We start from the raw sequence: 21,004 nt of genomic DNA on the forward strand, positions 1-21,004 counted from the left end.
CCGTAACCAGGGGGCTCCGCCCCCTGGACCCCCGAAATCGCGCTGCGCGCTCGTCCTCAAACGCCGGACGGGCTGAACCCCTTCAAGCTCGGCCCGGCGGAACGTTCCAGCCCGTCCGGCGTTTGAGGACGAGGCCGAAGGCCGATGAGGAGCCGCGGGCCCAGGGGCCAGGTCAGGCCTCGCGTACCTCGAACGTGTCCAGGATGAACTCCGCCTTACCGTCGGGGCCCACCTTGCGCAGGCCCACCCACGCCTCGCCGTCCGTGGGGGCGGTGAACTCGTAGGTGTGGGTGGTGGGGGTGTGGGCCGCCGGAAGGGGGGTGCGGGAGAGTTCGCGTGGGGCGGGGGTGTCGACGGCTGTCACCCAGGCGTACTGGCCGGCCTTCTCGTTCTCGTAGCGGAAGGACACCCGGTAGCGGCGGCCGGGCGCGAAGCGGACGGTGTGGGGGACGGTGCGGTACACCACCCCCTCGTTCTCGCCGCGGGACTTGAGGGACTGGCCGCCGTCGACGACGTCGTCGACGGCCTTGCCGTTCCAGCCGCGCTGGGTGAACGGCGCGTGCCGCTGCGCGATGTGGGTGCGCGGGTCGGTGGCCCCGCCGGCGTCGCCCTTGACGAAGGGCCCCCACCCCTGGGGCACGTGCTCGAAGTCCTCGCGGCACAGGACGTCCCGGGGCAGCCGGGGCGCGGGCACGGTGGCGACGACGCGGACGTTGTCGAAGCGGACCCGGGCCCGCCCGGCCGCGGCGCGCAGCGTGAGCCGTACGGCACCGCCGCCCTCCGGCACGGTGAAGGGGGTGGACAGCCGCTGGAAGCGGGTGCCGTGCTTGGCGTCGGCGGCCACGTGGTTGACGGCGGTGGAGGTGGCGGTCCGGTTCGCGGCGGTGACGCCGTCGGCGGTGCGTACCTCCAGGGCGGCGGTGCGCCGCTCCCCCGCCGTGCTCCCCACCTCGACCTGCGCGGAGGCGACGTACGCGCCGGGCCTGAGGCGGCGCAGGCGCTGGCTGACGGTGGCGGCGGGGCCGGGGGCGACGACCAGCTCGTGGTCGCCGAGGGCGCTGCGTTCGACGGTGGCGGGCCCGGTGACCTGCCAGGCGTCCAGGTCGCCGGCGTGGAAGCCGGGGTCGCGCAGCGGGGTGCCCTGGCCCCAGTCGGGGTCGGGCAGGGCGCGGGCGCGTGAGCGGTGGATGACGTACGGCTGGTCGGCGCGCGCGTCGACGGTGACGGTGCCGCGGCGGACGGGCAGGGCGCGGACGAGGACGCGGCCCTGGTCGGTGAGCCGGTACAGCCACACCCTGCGGGCGCCCGCCCAGCCGCGGGGCAGGGTCCAGGTGCTGGTGCCGCCGCGGGGGTTGTAGTGGTAGAGCTTGGCGGGGTCGGTGGCGGTGCGGGGTTCCCAGGGGAGCAGATAGGTGCCGTCGTCGTAGACGAGGCGGCTGTCGGTGGTGATGCGGCGGGTGCCGCCGGTGTCGGTGACGGAGGTCGCGCCGGCGCCGAAGAAGGTGATCTCGTGCTCGGTCCACGTCCTGATGGGGTGGGCCTGGAGGTACTTCGCGGGCAGGGAGTGGGTCCAGATGAGGCGGTAGAAGGCGGTCCAGTCGGTCTTGCCGACCCAGCCCTCGAAGTTGCCCATGCGGGCGGCGCCCAGGAGGGTGGGCCACTTGTCGGCGAAGACGTCCTTCTGGTGGTGGCGGACGAAGCGGATCAGCTGCGAGTTGATGCCGCGGGAGGTGTCGGGGCCGTAGTCGGGTTCGGTCGCCCAGTGGGACCAGACGGCCGAGCGTTCCAGGCCGTGGCCCCATTCGGTGGTGACGGTCCAGCCCTGCTCGCGCAGGGCGCGCTGGAGGCGGTCGGAGGTCCAGCCGGACTCGCGGAACACGTCGATGTAGAGGGTGTTGAGCGCGTCGTGCGTCTCGCGGCGCAGGTCGGCGAAGCGCTTGACGATGTCGCCGGAGACGAGGTCGCGGCGCTGGTCGATGCGGTAGCTCTGGTCGAGCCAGTCCCACTGCTCGTCCGTCTTGTCGACGAGGGTCTCGGAGAAGGCGTGGGCCACGGGGTAGGACTCGGTGGCGTTGACGTGGACGCCGAAGTCGCTGTTCCACCGGGCGCCTTCGCGGAGGAGGGTGTTGAGGTCGTCGAGGCCGCCGGCGCGGGTGTTGTAGTGGCCCGCGTAGTCGGGGTGGGCGGAGTCGTGGCCCTCGGACTGGTAGCCCTTGAGCAGGGTGTACTGGCGCAGGCCGTCGGTGGCCAGGTGGACGCGTTTGACGTGGTCGAGGGTGGCCAGGAACGGGTTGGTGGCCTGCGAGGCGAAGTTGAAGGCGATGTGCGGGACGACGCGCAGGTGCTGCTCGTCGGCGCCGAGCGGGGTGACCATGATGTCGCGGAAGGCGATCGCGGCGTCCTGCCAGTCGACCGTGCCGTCGCCGTTGCGGTCGCCGGTGACGACGACGGTGGCGTACGGCAGGGGTTCGGTGGCGTCGACGGGTGAGGTGGCGGCGCGGTGGGTCCACTGCCCCGGGGCCAGGCGGGCCTCGGTGCGGCCGTCGGCGCGGACGGTGTGCCACCACAGGCGGCCGTTCTCCCAGCTGGTGGCCGCGGTGGGCCTGTCGTAGCTGGTGTTGGTCTCGATCGCGCCGCCGAGACCGTCGTGGGCGAGCACCGCGTACGCGCAGCCCGTGGGCGCCTGGGCGGGGGTGTCGGCCGTGAGCCGTACGAGGGTGTCGCCGCTCTTGGCCCGGTCGAGCTGGACGCGGGCGGCGGGCAGTGCCGCGCCGGGCTGGTCGCTGCGCACGGACAGCAGGGCGAGGCCGGGGACGGCGAGGGTGCCGACGCGCAGGGCCGCGGTGTCCTGGACGCGGGTGACACGCCAGTGGACCTGGCGGCCCCGCACCGTGATCTCCACCGAGATGCGGGTGCCGCCGTCGAGGGTGAGGACGTAGGCGGCACGGTCGTCGTGCGTGACCGCGGTGACGCGCGGGGTGTGCTCCTTGTCGTCGATGAGGAGTGTGGTGACGGGGTCGGGCTGTCCGTGCAGGACGGCGCCGGTGGCGCGGTCGGTGTACGCGATGACGCGGGGGAAGCCGGTGGCGACGCGGACCTCGAGGGCGGCGGAGCGCAGCACGGCCTCGCCGGGGGGCGCGCTGCGGGGTGGAGCCGCGTGCGCGGTGCCCGCGCCCACGGCGGCTCCCAGCGGGGCGAGCGCCCCGGTGGCGACGACGGCTCTGCGGCTGGGCCCGGACGGCTGTGACGACGGCTCCATGGGCGCACCCTCCGTGGGACGGGTTGACGGACCGGCCGATCGGCGGACTGGCCGATCGGCGGATCGGCGGATCGGCGGATCGGCGGAGTTGGTGACGGTCACGATGCGCCGCGGGGGGGGCGGGGGCGCCCATGGACAAAGACGGGGCAGGTGTTGGACTAAGTGCGGTGGGGGTGCGGCCGGGTCCTCGCGCGTGGGGGTGCGGGCGGCGGTCGCGAGATCGGCCGGAAGCTGTTCCTGAACACGGTGTTCCGCCTCAGCCGTCACGCGCGGCCCGGGTACGGCACCGGCTCGGGCGAGCGCCCGCGGCCCGGTGGGCCCCGGTGAGTGCGCCGTGCGCGCCAGGGGTTCGTGCAGAGGTGCTTGCCGGGGCGGGGGTTGGTGGGTGGTGCGCGCCGGGCCGGGGTCTGGCGGAGGTGTGCGCCGGGGTGAGGGCTCGGGGGCCGGGGCTGCGGGCGGGGCGCGCGACCACGCGGGCACGCGGAAGAGCCGGGCCCCGGTCGGGGCCCGGCTCCGTGACGGCGCCGGTCACCGCGCGCACCCGGTGCGGGGACGCGGCGGTGGGGAGGACGTCAGAGCTGGCCGGCGGCCTTGGTTATGTCGGCCGCGAAGGTGGACACCTCGGTGTAGACACCGGGGTAGGCCGGGCGGGCGCAGCCGGTACCCCAGCTCACGATGCCGACCTGGATGTACTGGCCCTTGTCGTCCTTGCGGAACATGGGGCCGCCGGAGTCGCCCTGGCACGTGTCGACGCCGCCGACGCCGAGCTTGCCCGCGCAGAGCTCCTCGCCCGGGATGATGTCGCCGTTGTACGCCTTCTGGCAGTCGGCGTCGCTCACGAACGGGACGGTGGCCTTCAGCAGGTAGCGCTGCTGCGGGCCGCCTTCACGGGCGGCGCCCCAGCCCGCGACGGTGAAGTTGCCGTTGTTGAACTTGGTGTCGGTGGCGATCTTGAGCGTGGGCAGGTTGATGGGCTTGGCGAGCTTGATGAGGGCCCAGTCCTTGCCGCTGCCGTTGTAGCCGGGGGCCTGCAGGACCTTGGTCGACTTGACCTTGATGGCGCTGGAGCTCTGCAGGTCCACGACGCCGGCGGTGGCCGTGATCGACGTGTTGCTGCCGGAACCGTCCACACAGTGGGCCGCGGTCAGGACGACGTCCTGCTTCAGCAGGGAGCCGCCGCAGCCCATCGACAGCCGCACCATGAACGGGAACTCGCCCTGCGCGGCGCGCACGCCGCCGACGACGCGCTCGCCCGGGTTCGGGCCGGGGTGCGGGGCCGCCTGGGCGGCGAGGGGCTGCAGGCTGAGGCCGGCGAGGGCGATGGACCCGAGGACGGCGGCTCTCTTCACTCCACGGAACTTGTCGGTCTTCACGTGGTGTCCCTTCGTGGGAGTTGTGGGGGGTGGCGCAACGCGACGGGCCCATGCCGCACACACCGGAGCGCTGCGTGGCATGAGCCCGCCAAAGCGTTGTTGGATTATGAGGAGGCCCGCGCACGGCCGACAAGGGTTGGTTTTCGGCCAGCCGACGGGGCCGCGCCCGGGTACTGGCGCGAACAACCCCCGTACAGTAGGGGCAACTTGGGATGTTCCACGCGGGACCCGGAGCCGGCGTCCGGGAACGGGTCCCGCCACGGCTCGGGGGGTGACGGCGTGGCCGACGGCGGCCCCGTGGAGCACGGCTACCCGCATCTGGAGACGGTCCGCTCGGCGATCACCGCGCTGTACAAGCGGCTCTCGTACGACACCGTCCACACCTTCGACACCAGCGTGGCCCCCGCCGACGTGGCCTTCTGCGACCAGGACGACCTGCACCTGGGCGCCCAGCGCGTGGCCCGCGAGGTGGTGCGCCACCTGCGGCTGCCCGACGCGCGGGTGATCGTCTCGTTCCGCGCGATGGAGCACGCGGCGGCCGTCGAACTGGCCGCGGGGCCGGAGTACTTCATCGAGCTGAACGACCGCTTCCGGCACCACCGCAGGGACATCGGCGCGGCGCTCGCGCACGAGGTGATGCACGTCTACCTGCACCGCCTCGGCCTCTCCTTCCCCGGCACCCGCGCCAACGAGATCCTCACCGACACCGCGACGACCTACCTCGGCGCGGGCTGGCTGCTCCTGGACGCCTACCGCGAGGACGGCGCGTCCTCGCAGAAGCTCGGCTACCTCACGCCGGAGGAGTTCGGGTACGTGCTGGCCAAGCGGGCTCTGGTGTTCGGCGAGGCGCCCGAGACGTGGTTCACCAGCGCGCAGGCGTACACCGCGTACACCAAGGGGCTGGCGCGGGCGCGCCACGACGGGCGGCAGCCGCCGCTGACGGCCGCGGGGTGGGCGGGGCGGCGGCGCTACGCCAAGGACCGGCGGTACGCCCTCGACCACGGGGTGGGCCCCCGGGGCGGAGGCCCGTACTCCTTCTCCCGGGCGGACGCGGCGGGGCCGTTGCGGGTCTCCTTCGCCTGCCCGACCTGCCACCAGCGCATCCGCCTCCCGGCACGGGGCAGGACCCGGGCCCGGTGCGGACTCTGCCGGACCCTTTTGGACTGCGACACGTAGCTCCATGCCCGGTGGCGGGGCCTTCGCCCCGACGCGGCTCGCCGGGCGCGGCGCAGGGCGGCCGGGGCAGCGGTGCGGTGCGGGGCGCGGCGAAGTCGCGGCCGGGGCAGCGGTGCGGGGCGCGGCGCAGGGCGGCCGCGCCCGGTGGGGTCAGGACGGGTGGACGGCCCGGCGCGGGAGCGCGCCGCAGAGGGCCGCGCAGAGCACGAAGCTGCCCACCACCCACGGCATGGCCGCCCCCAGGGCCTCCGTGAACCCGTCGGCCCCCGCTCCGCCCCGCCCGAAGAACACCGTGCCGCCCCCCGCCGCCCCCCGCGCCCCGCCGAACTGCTGGGCCGTGGAGAAGATGCCGGACGCCCCGCCCGCGAGGTCCCCGGGTACTGCCGACAGGACGACGTTCACCAGCGGCACGACCAGGAGGCCGAGCCCCGCCCCGGCCACGAGCAGCCCCGGCACCAGCGGCCACGCCCCGGTGTGCTCGGGGCCCGAGCCCTCGACGGCCGCCCACACCCAGGCGAACCCGCCCGCCATCAGCAGCGCCCCGGCGCCGAGCACCAGGCGCCCGTACCGCACCGCGAGCCCGTCCGCGGCGGGCGCGGTCACGAAGCCGCCCGCGGAGAAGGCGACCGTGACGAGACCGGCCTGCATCGGCGTGTAGCCCTCGCCGCCCTGGAGCCAGACCGCGAAGACCAGGAAGAACCCCTGCATGCCCACGGAGAACAGGAGTTGCACCAGCACCCCGACGGAGAACGCGGGCAGCCCGAACGCCCGCGCCGGGAGCAGCGGCACCACGGTCCGCGAGCGGCGCCGCCCCTCGGCCACGCCGAGCACGGCGAGCGCCGCCACCCCGGCGGCCAGGCACACCCAGCCCCACAGCGGCCAGCCGTTCGCGTGCCCCTGCACCAGCGGCAGCACGACGGCGACGAGCGCGGCCGCGAGCACCAGGCCGCCGAGGACGTCGGGCCGCCCGGCGGACCGCTCCCTCGTGGCCGGGACCAGGACGGCCCCGGCCACGAGGGTCACCGCCGCGACGGGGAGGTTCACCAGGAACACCGACCGCCACCCCCAGCCGAACAGATCGGCGTCGGTGAGCACCCCGCCGAGGAGCAGCCCGACCGCGGAGGCGAACCCGGCGACGGCCCCGTACATCCCGAAGGCGGCACCGCGCTCCTTGCCGTGGAACAGGGTGCGGAAGGAGCCGAGCACCTGCGGTACGAGGAGCGCCGCCGCCACCCCCTGCACGGCGCGCGCCGCCACGAGCTGCCCGGGCGACTGCGCCGCCCCGCAGGCCAGGCTTGCCAGACCGAAGCTCGCGGTGCCGGCGAGGAAGAGCGCCTTGCGGCCGTAGCGGTCGCCCAGGTGCCCCGCGACGATCAGCGTGGCGGCGAAGCCGAGCAGATAGGCGGAGACGATCCACTGCAAGGCGCTCTCGGAGGCGCCGAGGTCGCGGCCTATGGAGGGGATCGCGACGTTCACGATCGTCACGTCGAGCAGGTCCATCAGGGCGGCGACCATCATGACCGCGGCGGCCGCCCAGCGCCGCGGGTACGGGGTGCCGTCGGCGGCTGCGCGCGGCGGGGTGTGCGTGGTGGACATGACTCCTCCTGGCTTCGTCGGCCGGTCGGCCCTGCGGCTCCCGCCCGGTCTCGGACACGGCCTTGAACCCGGCCTGGGGCACGGTCTCGGGCACGGGAACGCGAAATTATTTCGTTCGACCGAACGAAAGACTCGCATCCGCCCCGCCGCCGACGCAAGTCTTTCGTTAGACCGAACGAAACTTTTGGTAGCCTCCCGCCCATGACCCGCACGTCCGAGCAGCCCGGGAACGCCGCGCCCCCCGAGATCTCCGCGGCCTCCACGACCCCTGCGACCCCCGCGACCCCGGGGCGGGCCGCCGAGCGCGGCGCGGCCGACCCGGCGCGGGACGAGGTGCTGCGCCGCCTCTTCACCGCGGGCCGCGAGAACAGCTCGGTCACCGTGATGTTCCACTCGGCCGTCGCGGCCCGGCAGGGGCTGAACGCCACGGAGAGCAAGACCCTCGACCTCCTGGAGCGCGACGGGCCGCTCACCGCGAAGGACCTCGCGCGGCGCACCGGCCTGGCCCCCGCCTCCGTGACCGGTCTGGTCGACCGCCTGGAGGCCAAGGGGTTCGTACGCCGGATCAAGCACCCGAGCGACAAGCGGCGCGTCCTGGTCGAGCTGCGCCGGGAGGCCATCGCCGGGCTCGCGGAGGTCTTCGAGGACTGGGGGCGCGAAGTGGCGGAGCTGTGCGAGGAGTTCACCGTTCAGGAGCTGGAGACGGTCATCCGCTTCCTGAGCGGCGCGACGGAGCGCCAGCGCCGCGCCGCGGCACGGCTCGCGGAGTAGCCCCCGTACCGCCCGCGCGCCCGCGCCCCCGGCCGGGAAGCGCGGGCGCCCGGGGAGCCCTCAGCCGGGCGCGGCCGCCGTGCGCGGGGGGACGATCCCGCGGGCCCGTGCGGCCGCGAGCCAGCGCGGGAACTCCGCGACCAGGCGGTCGTACAGGACGTCGTCGGGCACGGTGCCCGGTTGCTCGCCGGCGTGGAAGAAGCCGGCGTTGTCGACGGGCCGCTGGGCGGGGACGGCCAGGTCGTCGAGGCGCCGCAGGTAGTCGAACTGCGTGCTGCCGGGGTCGCCGAAGCCGATGAACTGCCAGAACAGCGGCAGCCGGGCGGCCTTGCACAGGTACCGCTCGGCGGCGAGCTTGTTGACGGGGCCGCCGTCGGTCTGGAAGACGACCAGGGCGGGGGCCGTCGCGCCGCTGTCCAGGTAGTGGTCGATGACGGCGTCCATGGCCAGGTGGTAGCTGGTCCGGCCCATGTGGCCGAGGCCGTCGGCGATCTGCTGGATCCGGCCCCGGTGGCGGGCCAGTTCGATGCTGGTGACGGCGTCCACGTCGGTGGAGAAGAACACGGTCGGCACGGTGCCGTCGTCGTCCAGGTGCGCGGACAGGCCGAGCACGCGGTCGGCGAGCGCCTGGACGCTGCCGTCCCGGTAGTACGGCCGCATGGAGCCGGAGTGGTCGACGACCAGGTAGACGGCCGCCCGCTCCCCCGCCAGGCCGTGCTCGCGCAGCCGGTCGCCCGCCGTCTTGTAGAGGCTGACCAGCGCGGGGGCCGCCTCCTCGACCTTGCGCAGGCTGATCGCGGCGCTCACACCGGCTCCGTGAGGAAGTCGACGGCGAGCCGCACGAACGCGTCGGCCCGCTCGACGAAGGCCAGGTGGCCGCAGCGCGGGAAGACGTGCAGGCGGGCGTCGGGCATGGCCTTGAGGGCGACGAACGCGCCGTCGAGCGGGTTGACCCGGTCCTCGCGCCCCCAGGTCAGGAGCGTCGGCCGGGTGACGCGGTGCGCCTCGCGCCACAGCATCGCCTCGTGCGGCCACGCGGCGAACGCGGCGCCGACGCACCGGGCGCCGAGCCGGGCCCCGGGGTCCAGGGCGGCGGCGTACCGCTCCTCGACGAGGTCGTCGGTGACGTACGACGGGTCGTGGACGAGGGTGGTCAGGAAGGCTCGCAGGTCCTCCCGCGTCGGCTCGGGCCGATTGCCGAACTCGATGAGCCGCCGCACGCCGTCCGAGGGTTCGGCGGTGAAGACGTTCAGGGCCAGGCCGCCCGGGGCCATGAGCAGCAGCCGGTCGACCCTGCCGGGGTGGTCGAGGGCCAGGCGGACGCAGGCGCCGCCGCCGAGGGAGGCGCCCGCGACGTGCGCGCGCTCCACACCGAGTTCGTCCAGCAGGGCGGCCACGGCGGCGGCGCTGAAGGAGTAGAAGTCCCGGTCCAGCTCGGGTTTGTCCGAGGCGCCGAAGCCCGGCTGGTCGACGAGCAGCGTACGGAAGTGGCGGGCGAAGGCGGGCAGGAGGTGGCCGAAGGCCGACCAGGCGCCGGCGCCGGGGCCGCCGCCGTGCAGCATCACCAGGACGGGCGCGGCCGGGTCCCGCGGCCCGGCCTCGTGGTACCGGAGTCTCAGGCCCCCGGCCTCGACGACCCGGGAGGTCTCCGCCCGACTGAACTCCGCCCCGCTGTTCGCACTTGTCACTCGATCATCTTCCCTTACGCGTTCCCTCACGCGTTCCCTCACGGGCGGTGGGCGAGGATGCGTGAGCGCCCAAAGGACCGCGCGGTGACGCGGGCCCGGACCCCGCCGAGGGGTCCGGGCCCGGCCGTGCGCGCGGGAGGGCGGGGGGTCAGCCCTTGACCGCCCCGGCGGCGAGGCCGGAGCCCAGCCTGCGGTGCACGATCACGAAGAAGATCATCACCGGCAGCGTGACCAGCGTGGAGCTGGCCATCACGGGCCCCCAGGCGGTGGAGTTCTCGCCGAAGAACTGGAAGATGCCCACGGCCGCCGTGTACTTGTCGCTGCCCTTCATGAAGGTGTACGCGAACACGAACTCGTTCCACGCCGTGATGAAGGCGAAGATCGAGGTGGCCACCAGGCCGGGGCCGACCAGCGGCAGCAGCACCGACCAGAACATGCGGAACCAGGACGCGCCGTCGATGTACGCCGCCTCCTCGACCTCCTTGGGCACCGCGGCGACGAAGCCGCGCAGCGTCCAGATCGCGAACGGCAGCGACAGCGCGATGTACACGATCGACAGGCCGAGCAGCGAGTTGAGCATCTCGTAGTCCCGCATCTGGATGAACAGCGGGATGACCAGGGCCTCCAGCGGCACCATCTGCACGACGAGGACCATGATCAGCACGGAGGTGCGGAACGTGAACTTGAGGCGGGCCACGGCGATCGCCGCGAACAGCGAGAGCAGCGCGGCCGCGAGGATCGTGGAGACCCCGACGATCGCGGAGTTCAGCAGGTAGGTGCCGAAGTTGCCGCGGTCGAAGACGAAGTCGAAATGGTCCAGGGTCAGCCCGCTCGGCAGCAGGTCCGAGCCGCGCGTGAGCGCCTTCGGGTCGAGCGCCGTGGAGACCATCCAGTAGACGGGGAAGAGCGTGAAGGCCAGCAGCGCGGCGACCGCGAGGGGCAGCCCGAAGCGCGCGGCGCGACTGGTGCGGCGGCGGGGCTTGCCCCGCCCGAGCGCGGCCGGGACCTTGGCGGTGCTCACAGGTCCTCCTCCCCCTGCCGGAACAGCGTACGGATGTAGACGACGGTGATGACGAGCAGCAGCAGCGTGAGCAGCACCGCGGCCGCGGCGCCCGCGCCGTAGTCGTTCTTGGCGAACGCCTCGATGTACGAGTACACGCCGAGGTTGTAGACGTCGGGGTTGTCGCCGCTGCCTCCCGGCATCAGGAAGACCTGGGTGAAGACCTTGAAGTCCCAGATGGTGGAGAGGATGGTCACCACCAGGAAGACGGGCTTGATGGTCGGCACGGTGATCTGCCAGAACCGCTGCCAGGCGTTGGCGCCGTCGATCTCGCCCGCCTCGTAGAGCTCCTTGGGGATGGTGAGCAGTCCGGCGAGGACGGTGATCGCCACGAACGGGAAGCCGTGGTGCACCACGTTGATGGTGGCGATGACGTAGAACGGCACGCGCTCGGTGAACCAGTTGGTCGTCTCGGCGTCGATCAGGCCGAGGGAGTCCGCGAGCTGGCTGACCATGCCGTCCTGCGGCTGGAAGAGCCAGATCCACACGTACGTGCCGGTGACCGCGGGCATCGCCCAGGCGGCCAGGATGGACACCGAGCAGATCAGCTTCCACGTCGGGCCGAGGCGGTTGAGCAGCAGGGCCACGGCGGTGCCGAGCGCGACGGTCAGGCCGACGCAGGCGAAGGCGAAGAACACCGTGTTCGGCAGGACGGTCTTCCACAGCAGGTCGCTGCTGAGCAGGTCCTGGTAGTGGTCGAGCCCGGTGAACGTGCTCTCGCCGCCGCCGAACTTGACCTTGTAGTCCTCCAGGGACAGCTTGCCGACCTGGATCAGCGGCCACAGCAGCAGGCCCGCGAGCACGACGAGCGAGGGCGCGAGCAGCAGCCAGGGCCGGGTCAGGGTGATCAGTTTCTTGCGGCGGCGGGCGGCCTCCGCCGCGCCGTCGGCGGGGCGGGAGCCGCGGGCCGAAGGGATGGTGGCCTTCGGCTCGCCGCTGACGAGCGTGTCTTTCACGGCAGTGACTCGTCTCTGACTACTTGTCCTTGGCGAAGATCTCGTCCATGTCCTTCGCCGCCTGGTCCGCGGCCTCCTGGACGGACGACTTGCCGGTGAGGATCGACTGCACCATACGGGGGATGACCTTGGAGGCCTGGATCTCGCCGTACGCCTTGGTCTTCGGGACGGTCGCGCCGGCCTCCAGCATCTGCTTGGCGAACGGCTCGACCAGCGGGTCCTTCTGCTGCTCGATCTTCTTCAGCTCGGAGTTCTGGCCGGGGAAGTAGTTGGTCTGCTTGGCCCACTTCGCGGCGAACTCACCCGTCGTCATGAGCTTGACCAGCTCCCAGCCGAGGTCCTTCTTGTCCGTGTCGAACACCGACAGGTAGGAGCCGCCGAGGAAGGACTTGCTCATGCCGCCCTTCTCCCCGGGGATCGGCACGGCGCCGAGCTTGCCCTTCAGCTTCGGGTTGGCGTCGGTGATGGCCTTCGGGGTCCAGTTGCCGCCGACCGCCATGGAGATCTGGCCCTTGTTCCAGGCGTCGCCGACCTCCTTCTCCGTCCAGGTGTTGACCTTGGCCGGGGACACCTTGTCCTTCGTCGCGAGGTCCGTGTAGTACTTGATGCCCTTCACGGCCTCGGGCGAGTTGATGGCGGACTTCCACGTGTCGCCGTCCTGCGTGGCGAGTTCGCCGCCCGCGCCCCAGACGAAGGGGGCCGCGAACATCTCCGCGCCGCCCGCCACCGGGAAGGCGACCATGCCCGGTTCCTTCTCCTTCAGCTTCTTCGCCGTCTCCTGGAGCTCCTTCCAGGTCGTCGGCGGCTTCAGGTCGTGCTTCTCGAAGACGTCCTTGCGGTACACGATGGACCGCACGCCCGCGTACCACGGCATGCCGTACTGCTTGCCCTCCAGCGTGCCGGCGTCCTTCAGGCCCTCGACGAGGTCGCCGGCGAGGTCCGCCTTCTTCACGTCGTCGGTCACGTCGATCAGGGCGTCGGTCTCGGCGAACTGCGGGACCCAGGTGGTGCCGACCTCGGCGACGTCGGGGACCTGGTCGGGGCCGCCCTCGATCGCCGTGGTGAACTTCTTCTGGGCCGTGGCCCACTGCTGGTACTCGACCTTGATCTTGGCGCCGGTCTTCTTCTCGAAGGCCGCGCCGACCTCCTTGAAGAAGGGCCGGGGGTCGGGGTTGGTCCCCTCCATGATCCAGACGGTGAGGGTCTTGCCCTTGCCGTCGGCCTTGTCGCCCTTGTCGCCGTCGCCGCCGTCATCGCCGCACGCCGTTGCGGTCAGACCGAGCGTCAAGGCGATACAACCCGCCGCGATGACACGTCGCTTCATGCCGGCCCCCTTCTGGTTCCTATGGTGGGAGCGATTCTGGTCACACAGGGTGTGGGCGGTCTAGACCCTTTCGGGGAAGCGGCCGAACCGTAATGACCGTTGCGCGGGGCGCTATCGCTGTGCTTCGGCGGTTCCCCGTGCCGCCGCTGCGCGGCGGATTGCCTCCGTGGTCCCACCCGTTTGCCCTACACGTGGGGGGTGGCAGGGGGGCCTTCTGTCCCACCCGCCCACCCGTGCCGCCCTGGCTTCGCGGCCTCGGGTTCGGCGCGGAGCGCTTACCCACCGTTGTCGTGTCCCCTCTCTCCCACCCGCCCACCCGTGGCTCCCCGGCTTCCGACAGCCCGGCCCCGACGCGGAGCGCTGACCCGCCGTCGTCGCGTTTCTTCACCCACCCGCCCACCCGTCACACCCCGGCCTTCGCACCCCCGGCCCCGACGCAGAGCGCTCACCCGCCGTCATCGCATTTCCTCACCCACCCGCCCACCCGTCACACCCCGGCTTCCGCACCCCCGGCCCCGACGCAGAGCGCTCACCCGCCGTCGATACGTGCTCTCCCCCGCCTGCCCATGACTTCCCTGCTTCCGACAGTCCGTCCCAGCCGTCACGTGCGGCCTCGGCCCGGCCCGGCTGCTCCAGGTGCTCGCCCTGTCGGCAGGGGGAACCTCGGGTGCACGCGCTCTGCCCCTGAGGGCGGAACACTGTGCCGCCCCGGCCGAGAAGCCCGGGACAGGTACGTGCGCACAGGCCGTGCCCGCGGTGCCCCGGTTGGCGGGGGGACGGGTGGGTGGGCCGCCCCGTCACACGCAACGCAGCCCGAGGACCAGCCCTGCATTCCCCACCCCGGGCCGACGCCCTGCGGGGTGAGTGGGGTCTCCGCTGCTCAGCGCGTACGGGCCACGCTCCAGGTGTCCGAGCTGGCGGAACCAACGCCGGGCGGGGGCGGGTGGGCGGGAGCGCCCGGTCGCGTGCGGTGGGCCGCGGGAGCACCGGGGTGCGCGGGCACGGGGGCGGGCTGCCCCGGGCATCAGGGCAACCGCCAGGTGGGGCGGGTGGGTGGGACCGGCCCACCGCGGGCGCGCGTCCCGAAAGGTCAGTGTTTCCCCGCTGTCCAGCGCGCGTAAGCCACGCCCGCGGTGCCCGAGTCGGCGGGACCAGCGCCGGGTGCGGGTGGGTGGGTGGGAGCGCCCGGTCAGGTGGAGCGGGGCCCGGGAGCGCGGGAGACGGCTCCCCCGGGCAGCGGGACTCCCCCCAGGGCGGGAGGACCGGCCCGGCGCGGGCAGGCCCAGCCCGAGTCGACGCACCCCGGCCCAGCCCGAGCCGCCGCGCCCCGGCCCAGCCCAAGCCAGCAGCACAACCCGCCCAGGCCCAGCGCCCCGTGCGTACAAACACGCGGCGCCTGCCGTGAATCCGGTCGGGGACTCGGCAGGCGCCGCGCTCAGTTCCGTACGCCGTTGTACGGGACAGCCAGGGGGCAGTCAGGGAGACAGCCAGGGGGGACGATCAGGGGGACAGGGACGGGACGGGACGGTTCAGACCGTCAGGGCCCGGTCCGTGGGGCGGATGGGGGCGGGGAGGTCGCTGGCGCCGGTGAGGTAGCGGTCGACGCCGCGTGCGGCCGAGCGGCCCTCGGCGATGGCCCAGACGATGAGGGACTGGCCGCGGCCGGCGTCGCCCGCGACGAAGACGCCGGGGACGTTGGTCTGGAAGTCGGCGTCGCGGGCGATGTTGCCGCGCTCGTCCAGGTCGAGGCCGAACTGGTCGACGAGGCCGTTCTCCCGGTCCGTGCCGGTGAAGCCCATGGCGAGGGTGACGAGCTGCGCCGGGATGCGGCGCTCCGTGCCCGGCTTCTGGGTGAGCTTGCCGTCGACGAAGGCGACCTCGACGAGGTGCAGCCACTGCACGTTGCCGTCCTCGTCGCCCTCGAAGTGGGTCGTCGAGACGGAGTAGACGCGCTCGCCGCCCTCCTCGTGCGCGGAGGTGACCTTGTACAGCATCGGGAACGTCGGCCACGGCTGGTGCGGCGCCCGCTCCTCGCCCGGCCGGGGCATGATCTCCAGCTGCGTGACCGAGGCCGCGCCCTGGCGGTGGGCCGTGCCCACGCAGTCCGCGCCCGTGTCGCCGCCGCCGATGACGACGACGTGCTTGCCCTCGGCGGAGACGGGCGTGGTGACGTAGTCGCCCTCCTGGACCTTGTTGGCCAGGGGGAGGTACTCCATCGCCTGGTAGACGCCCTTGAGCTCGCGGCCGGGCACGGGCAGGTCGCGGGCCGTGGTGGCGCCCGCCGCGATGACCACGGCGTCGTAGCGCTTGCGCAGCTTCGCCGCGTCGATGTCGCGGCCGATCTCCACCCCCGTACGGAACTTGGTGCCCTCCGCGCGCATCTGCTCGATGCGCCGGTTGATGTGCCGCTTCTCCATCTTGAACTCGGGGATGCCGTAGCGCAGCAGGCCGCCGATGCGGTCGGCGCGCTCGTACACCGCCACCGTGTGGCCCGCCCGGGTGAGCTGCTGGGCGGCGGCCAGGCCCGCGGGGCCGGAGCCGATGACCGCGACGGTCTTGCCGGAGAGGCGCTCGGGGGCCTGCGGGGCCACGTCCCCGGTCTCCCAGGCCTTGTCGATGATGGAGACCTCGACGTTCTTGATGGTCACGGGCGGCTGGTTGATGCCGAGCACGCACGCCGACTCGCAGGGGGCCGGGCACAGCCGCCCGGTGAACTCCGGGAAGTTGTTGGTGGCGTGCAGCCGCTCCTGCGCCGCCGACCAGTCCTCGCGGTACGCGTAGTCGTTCCACTCCGGGATCAGGTTCCCGAGCGGACAGCCGTTGTGGCAGAACGGGATGCCGCAGTCCATGCAGCGCGAGGCCTGCTTGGAGATGATCGGGAGCAGGGAGCCGGGGACGTAGACCTCGTTCCAGTCGCGCACCCGCTCCGCGACCGGGCGGGTCTCGGCGACCTCGCGGCCGTGCGTGAGAAAGCCCTTGGGATCAGCCATTGGTCGCCGCCTCCATCATCTTCTCGGTGATCTCGGACTCGGAGAGCCCGGCTCGCTCGGCGGCGTCCTTGGCGGCGAGCACTGCCTTGTACGTGCTGGGGATGATCTTGCTGAAGCGGGTCACGGAGGTCTCCCAGTCCGCGAGCAGCTTCGCGGCGACGGTCGATCCCGTCTCCTCCTGGTGGCGGCGCACGACGTCGTGCAGCCAGCGCTTGTCGGAGTCGGTGAGCTCCTCGATCGCCGTGAGGTTCCCGGCGTTGACGTGGTCGCGGTCGAGGTCGACGACGTACGCGACGCCGCCGGACATGCCGGCCGCGAAGTTGCGGCCGGTCGCGCCGAGGACGACGGCGTGGCCGCCGGTCATGTACTCGCAGCCGTGGTCGCCCACGCCCTCGGCGACCACGGTGGCGCCGGAGTTGCGCACGCAGAACCGCTCGCCGGTGCGGCCGCGCAGGAACAGCTCGCCGCCGGTCGCGCCGTACGCGATGGTGTTGCCCGCGATGGTGGAGTACTCGGCGAGGTGGTCGGCGCCCCGGTCCGGGCGGACGATGATCCGGCCGCCGGACAGGCCCTTGCCGACGTAGTCGTTGGCGTCGCCCTCCAGGCGCAGCGTGATGCCGCGCGGCACGAACGCGCCGAAGGACTGGCCCGCGGAGCCGGTGAAGGTGATGTCGATGGTGTCGTCGGGCAGGCCGGCGCCGCCGAACTTCTTGGTCACCTCGTGGCCGAGCATGGTGCCGACGGTGCGGTTGATGTTGCGGATGGGGACCTGGGCGCGGACGGGCTGGGCGTCGCTCACGCCGGACGCGGACAGCGCGTCGGCGGCGAGCCGGATCAGCTCGTTGTCGAGCGCCTTCTCCAGGCCGTGGTCCTGGGCGGTGAGCTGGTGGCGCACGGCGCCCTCGGGCAGGTCCGGGACGTGCAGCAGCGGCTCCAGGTCGAGGCCCTGGGCCTTCCAGTGGGTGACGGCCCGGCTGGTGTCGAGGAGCTCGGCGTGGCCGACGGCCTCCTCCAGGGTGCGGAAGCCGAGATCGGCGAGGAGCTCGCGGACCTCCTCGGCGATGAACTCGAAGAAGTTGACGACGAACTCGGCCTTGCCGTTGAAGCGTTCGCGCAGGACCGGGTTCTGCGTGGCGATGCCGACCGGGCAGGTGTCCAGGTGGCAGACGCGCATCATGACGCAGCCGGAGACGACGAGCGGCGCGGTGGCGAAGCCGAACTCCTCGGCGCCGAGGAGCGCGGCGATCACCACGTCGCGGCCGGTCTTGAGCTGGCCGTCGGTCTGGACGACGATGCGGTCGCGCAGGCCGTTGAGGAGCAGGGTCTGCTGGGTCTCGGCGAGGCCGAGCTCCCAGGGTCCGCCGGCGTGCTTGAGCGAGGTGAGCGGGGAGGCGCCGGTGCCGCCGTCGTGGCCGGAGATGAGGACGACGTCCGCGTGGGCCTTGGAGACGCCCGCGGCGACCGTGCCGACGCCGACCTCGGAGACCAGCTTCACGTGGATGCGGGCCCGCGGGTTGGCGTTCTTCAGGTCGTGGATGAGCTGGGCGAGGTCCTCGATGGAGTAGATGTCGTGGTGCGGCGGCGGCGAGATGAGGCCCACGCCGGGCGTGGAGTGCCGGGTCTTGGCCACCCACGGGTAGACCTTGTGGCCGGGGAGCTGGCCGCCCTCGCCGGGCTTGGCGCCCTGGGCCATCTTGATCTGGATGTCGTCGGCGTTGACCAGGTACTCGGAGGTGACGCCGAAGCGGCCGGAGGCGACCTGCTTGATCGAGGAGCGCCGCGCCGGGTCGTAGAGGCGCTCGGCGTCCTCGCCGCCCTCGCCGGTGTTGGACTTGCCGCCGAGCTGGTTCATGGCGATGGCGAGCGTCTCGTGCGCCTCGCGGGAGATGGAGCCGTACGACATGGCGCCGGTGGAGAAGCGCTTGACGATCGCGGAGACCGGCTCGACCTCGTCCACGGGGATGGACGGGCGGTCGCTCTTGAAGCCGAAGAGGCCGCGCAGGGTCATCAGCCGCTCGGACTGCTCGTTCACGCGGCTCGTGTACTGCTTGAAGATGTCGTAGCGGCGGGTGCGGGTGGAGTGCTGGAGGCGGAAGACCGTCTCGGGGTCGAACAGGTGCGGCTCGCCCTCGCGGCGCCACTGGTACTCGCCGCCGATGTCCAGCGCGCGGTGCGCGGAGGGCACGCCCGAGGCGGGGTAGGCCTTGGCGTGGCGGGCGGCGACCTCCTGGGCGACGACGTCGATGCCGACGCCGCCGATCTTGGATGCGGTGCCGTTGAAGTACTTCTCGACGAAGGACTGCTCCAGGCCGACGGCCTCGAAGACCTGGGCGCCGCGGTAGGAGGCGACGGTGGAGATGCCCATCTTGGACATCACCTTGAGCACGCCCTTGCCGAGGGCGTGGATGAGGTTGCGGATGGCCTGCTCGGCCCCGCCGTCGGTGGCCTGGAGGAAGGTGCCCGCGCGGACCAGGTCCTCGACGGACTCCATGGCCAGGTACGGGTTGACGGCGGCGGCGCCGTAGCCGATGAGCAGCGCGACGTGGTGGACCTCGCGCACGTCGCCGGCCTCGACGAGCAGGCCGACCTGGGTGCGCTGCTTGGTGCGGATGAGGTGGTGGTGGACGGCCGCGGTGAGCAGCAGCGAGGGGATCGGCGCGTGCTCGGCGTCGGAGTGCCGGTCGGAGAGGACGATCAGGCGGGCCCCGGCCTCGATGGCGGCGTCGGCCTCGGCGCAGATCTCCTCGATCCGGGCGGCGAGGGCGTCGCCGCCGCCGTGCACGCGGTACAGGCCGGAGAGCGTGGCGGCCTTCATGCCGGGCATGTCGCCGTCGGCGTTGATGTGGATGAGCTTGGCCAGCTCGTCGTTGTCGATGACCGGGAAGGGCAGCGTCACGGAGCGGCAGGAGGCCGCGGTCGGCTCCAGGAGGTTGCCCTGGGGGCCGAGCGAGGAGCGCAGGCTCGTCACCAGCTCTTCGCGGATGGCGTCCAGCGGCGGGTTGGTGACCTGCGCGAAGAGCTGGGTGAAGTAGTCGAAGATGAGCCGCGGCCGCTCCGAGAGGGCGGCGATGGGCGTGTCCGTGCCCATGGAGCCGATCGGCTCGGCGCCGGTCCTGGCCATCGGCGCGAGCAGGATGCGCAGCTCCTCCTCGGTGTAGCCGAAGGTCTGCTGGCGGCGGGTGACGGAGGCGTGCGTGTGCACGATGTGCTCGCGCTCGGGCAGGTCGCTCAGCTCGATGATCCCGGCCCGGAGCCAGTCCTCGTACGGGTGCTCCGCGGCGAGGGCGGCCTTGATCTCGTCGTCCTCGACGATGCGGTGCTCGGCGGTGTCGACGAGGAACATCCGGCCGGGCTGGAGGCGGCCCTTGCGGACGACCTTGGCGGGGTCGATGTCGAGGACGCCGACCTCGGAGCCGAGGACGACGAGGCCGTCGTCGGTGACCCAGTAGCGGCCGGGGCGCAGGCCGTTGCGGTCGAGGACGGCGCCGACCTGGGTGCCGTCGGTGAAGGTGACGCAGGCGGGGCCGTCCCAGGGCTCCATCATGGTGGCGTGGTACTGGTAGAAGGCGCGCCGGGCCGGGTCCATGGAGGCGTGGTTCTCCCAGGCCTCCGGGATCATCATGAGCACGCTGTGCGGCAGGGAGCGCCCGCCGAGGTGCAGGAGTTCCAGGACCTCGTCGAAGGAGGCGGAGTCGGAGGCGCCGGGCGTGCACACCGGGAAGACCCGCTCCAGCTCGCCGTTGCCGAACAGGTCGCTGACGAGCTGCGACTCGCGGGCGCGCATCCAGTTGCGGTTGCCCTGCACGGTGTTGATCTCGCCGTTGTGGGCCACGAAGCGGTAGGGGTGCGCGAGCGGCCAGCTCGGGAACGTGTTCGTCGAGAAGCGGGAGTGGACGAGCGCGATCGCGGTGGCGAAGCGGCGGTCGGACAGGTCCGGGAAGAAGGGCTCGAGCTGGCCGGTGGTCAGCATGCCCTTGTAGACGATGGTGCGGGCCGACAGGGACGGGAAGTACGTGGCGGCCTCGTGCTCGGCGCGCTTGCGCAGCACGAACGCCTTGCGGTCCAGATCCAGGCCGGTGCTGGTGCCGTCGGTGACGAACAGCTGGCGGAAGACGGGCATCGTGGCGCGGGCGGTGGCGCCGAGCAGCGACGGGGCGACGGGCACGTCGCGCCAGCCGAGGACGGTGAGGCCCTCCTCGACGGCGAGCGTCTCGATGCGTGAGACGGCCTCGTCCGTGCCGGTGGGCGGCAGGAAGGCGATGCCGACGGCGTAGCCGCCCGCGACGGGCAGCTCGAAGCCGGCGGCCGCGCGCAGGAAGGCGTCGGGGACCTGGAGGAGGATGCCCGCGCCGTCACCGGAGTCCGGCTCGGAGCCGGTGGCGCCGCGGTGTTCGAGGTTGCGCAGTACGGTCAGCGCCTGCTCGACGAGCTCATGGCTCGCCTCACCGGTGAGGGTGGCCACGAAGCCGACACCACAGGCGTCGTGCTCGTTGCGGGGGTCGTACATGCCCTGCGGGGCGGGGCGACCGTCCATGGGCGACCAGGCGTCGAGACGCATCGGCACTCCCGTCGTCGTGGTGGGGCACCTCCCAGGCTCTGGGGGCGCGGGCGGCGAGGGACGACGTTGGCCCTGGCGAAATTTCGTGCAGGTTACATGATGGGCCGCTTCTCGAAAAGCGGATACTCCATTCCAGTATCTGGACATCGCTCAGGGGTGGGGAGCGGTGCGAGGGGACCGGAACGGGCAGGTCCGTGACCGACGGTCCGAAGCGTCACAGGCCTCATCGCCCGCAGCGCTTACGGCTCATGCC

The 21,004-nt window shown here is 72.7% G+C and carries 12 protein-coding genes; 2 read left to right on the forward strand and 10 right to left on the reverse strand.

Going from position 1 to position 21,004, the window contains the following annotated elements; translation table 11 throughout:
* Positions 1 to 172: 172 nt before the first annotated feature.
* Together QK440_RS12555 and QK440_RS12560 are read right to left on the reverse strand one after the other, a co-directional pair.
* The gene (locus QK440_RS12555) at positions 173 to 3,259 is read right to left on the reverse strand and encodes an endo-alpha-N-acetylgalactosaminidase family protein (protein WP_282793142.1); all 3,087 of its coding nucleotides are present in this window, start codon (positions 3,257 to 3,259) and stop codon (positions 173 to 175) included.
* A gap of 572 nt (positions 3,260 to 3,831) precedes the next feature.
* Complete coding sequence (locus QK440_RS12560) at positions 3,832 to 4,632, reverse strand: serine protease (RefSeq protein ID WP_282793143.1); 801 nt, start codon at positions 4,630 to 4,632, stop codon at positions 3,832 to 3,834.
* A gap of 279 nt (positions 4,633 to 4,911) precedes the next feature.
* Between QK440_RS12560 and QK440_RS12565 the strand changes: the two genes are divergently transcribed.
* Positions 4,912 to 5,808 (forward strand): hypothetical protein, encoded by an 897-nt coding sequence (locus QK440_RS12565; RefSeq protein WP_282793144.1) that lies wholly within the window; start codon positions 4,912 to 4,914, stop codon positions 5,806 to 5,808.
* Between the two features lie 150 nt (positions 5,809 to 5,958).
* On the opposite strand, the gene QK440_RS12570 is transcribed toward QK440_RS12565, so the two are convergent.
* Positions 5,959 to 7,404, reverse strand: coding sequence for an MFS transporter (locus QK440_RS12570; protein ID WP_282793145.1), 1,446 nt, complete (start codon positions 7,402 to 7,404; stop codon positions 5,959 to 5,961).
* A gap of 201 nt (positions 7,405 to 7,605) precedes the next feature.
* Between QK440_RS12570 and QK440_RS12575 the strand changes: the two genes are divergently transcribed.
* Positions 7,606 to 8,175: a MarR family transcriptional regulator gene (locus tag QK440_RS12575; RefSeq protein WP_282793146.1), complete on the forward strand. Its 570-nt coding sequence runs from the start codon at positions 7,606 to 7,608 to the stop codon at positions 8,173 to 8,175.
* 60 nt (positions 8,176 to 8,235) lie between these two features.
* Here QK440_RS12575 and QK440_RS12580 read toward each other — a convergent pair whose 3' ends face one another.
* The 7 genes from QK440_RS12580 to gltB all read right to left on the reverse strand — a co-directional run bounded on the left by QK440_RS12580 (position 8,236) and on the right by gltB (position 20,700).
* On the reverse strand, positions 8,236 to 8,982 hold the full coding sequence (locus tag QK440_RS12580; protein WP_282793147.1) for a VWA domain-containing protein: 747 nt from the start codon (positions 8,980 to 8,982) through the stop codon (positions 8,236 to 8,238).
* Positions 8,979 to 9,863 (reverse strand): 4,5:9,10-diseco-3-hydroxy-5,9,17-trioxoandrosta-1(10),2-diene-4-oate hydrolase, encoded by an 885-nt coding sequence (gene hsaD / locus QK440_RS12585; protein ID WP_282793148.1) that lies wholly within the window; start codon positions 9,861 to 9,863, stop codon positions 8,979 to 8,981. The genes QK440_RS12580 and hsaD overlap by 4 nt, the downstream gene beginning before the upstream one ends.
* A gap of 148 nt (positions 9,864 to 10,011) precedes the next feature.
* Positions 10,012 to 10,806, reverse strand: a complete 795-nt coding sequence (locus QK440_RS12590) for a carbohydrate ABC transporter permease (protein ID WP_282793204.1) — start codon at positions 10,804 to 10,806, stop codon at positions 10,012 to 10,014.
* Between the two features lie 74 nt (positions 10,807 to 10,880).
* The gene (locus tag QK440_RS12595; RefSeq protein ID WP_282793149.1) at positions 10,881 to 11,879 is read right to left on the reverse strand and encodes a sugar ABC transporter permease; all 999 of its coding nucleotides are present in this window, start codon (positions 11,877 to 11,879) and stop codon (positions 10,881 to 10,883) included.
* A 19-nt stretch (positions 11,880 to 11,898) separates the two neighbouring features.
* Positions 11,899 to 13,167, reverse strand: a complete 1,269-nt coding sequence (locus QK440_RS12600) for a sugar ABC transporter substrate-binding protein (RefSeq protein ID WP_282793150.1) — start codon at positions 13,165 to 13,167, stop codon at positions 11,899 to 11,901.
* 1,565 nt (positions 13,168 to 14,732) lie between these two features.
* Entirely contained in the window at positions 14,733 to 16,193 is a 1,461-nt protein-coding gene (locus QK440_RS12605) for a glutamate synthase subunit beta (protein WP_282793151.1), read from the reverse strand.
* Positions 16,186 to 20,700, reverse strand: a complete 4,515-nt coding sequence (gene gltB / locus QK440_RS12610) for a glutamate synthase large subunit (protein WP_282793205.1) — start codon at positions 20,698 to 20,700, stop codon at positions 16,186 to 16,188. Before gltB ends, QK440_RS12605 begins: the two co-directional genes overlap by 8 nt.
* Positions 20,701 to 21,004 lie beyond the last annotated feature (304 nt).

Source organism: Streptomyces sp. CC224B (assembly GCF_030010595.1).
Taxonomy (GTDB): domain Bacteria; phylum Actinomycetota; class Actinomycetes; order Streptomycetales; family Streptomycetaceae; genus Streptomyces; species Streptomyces longispororuber.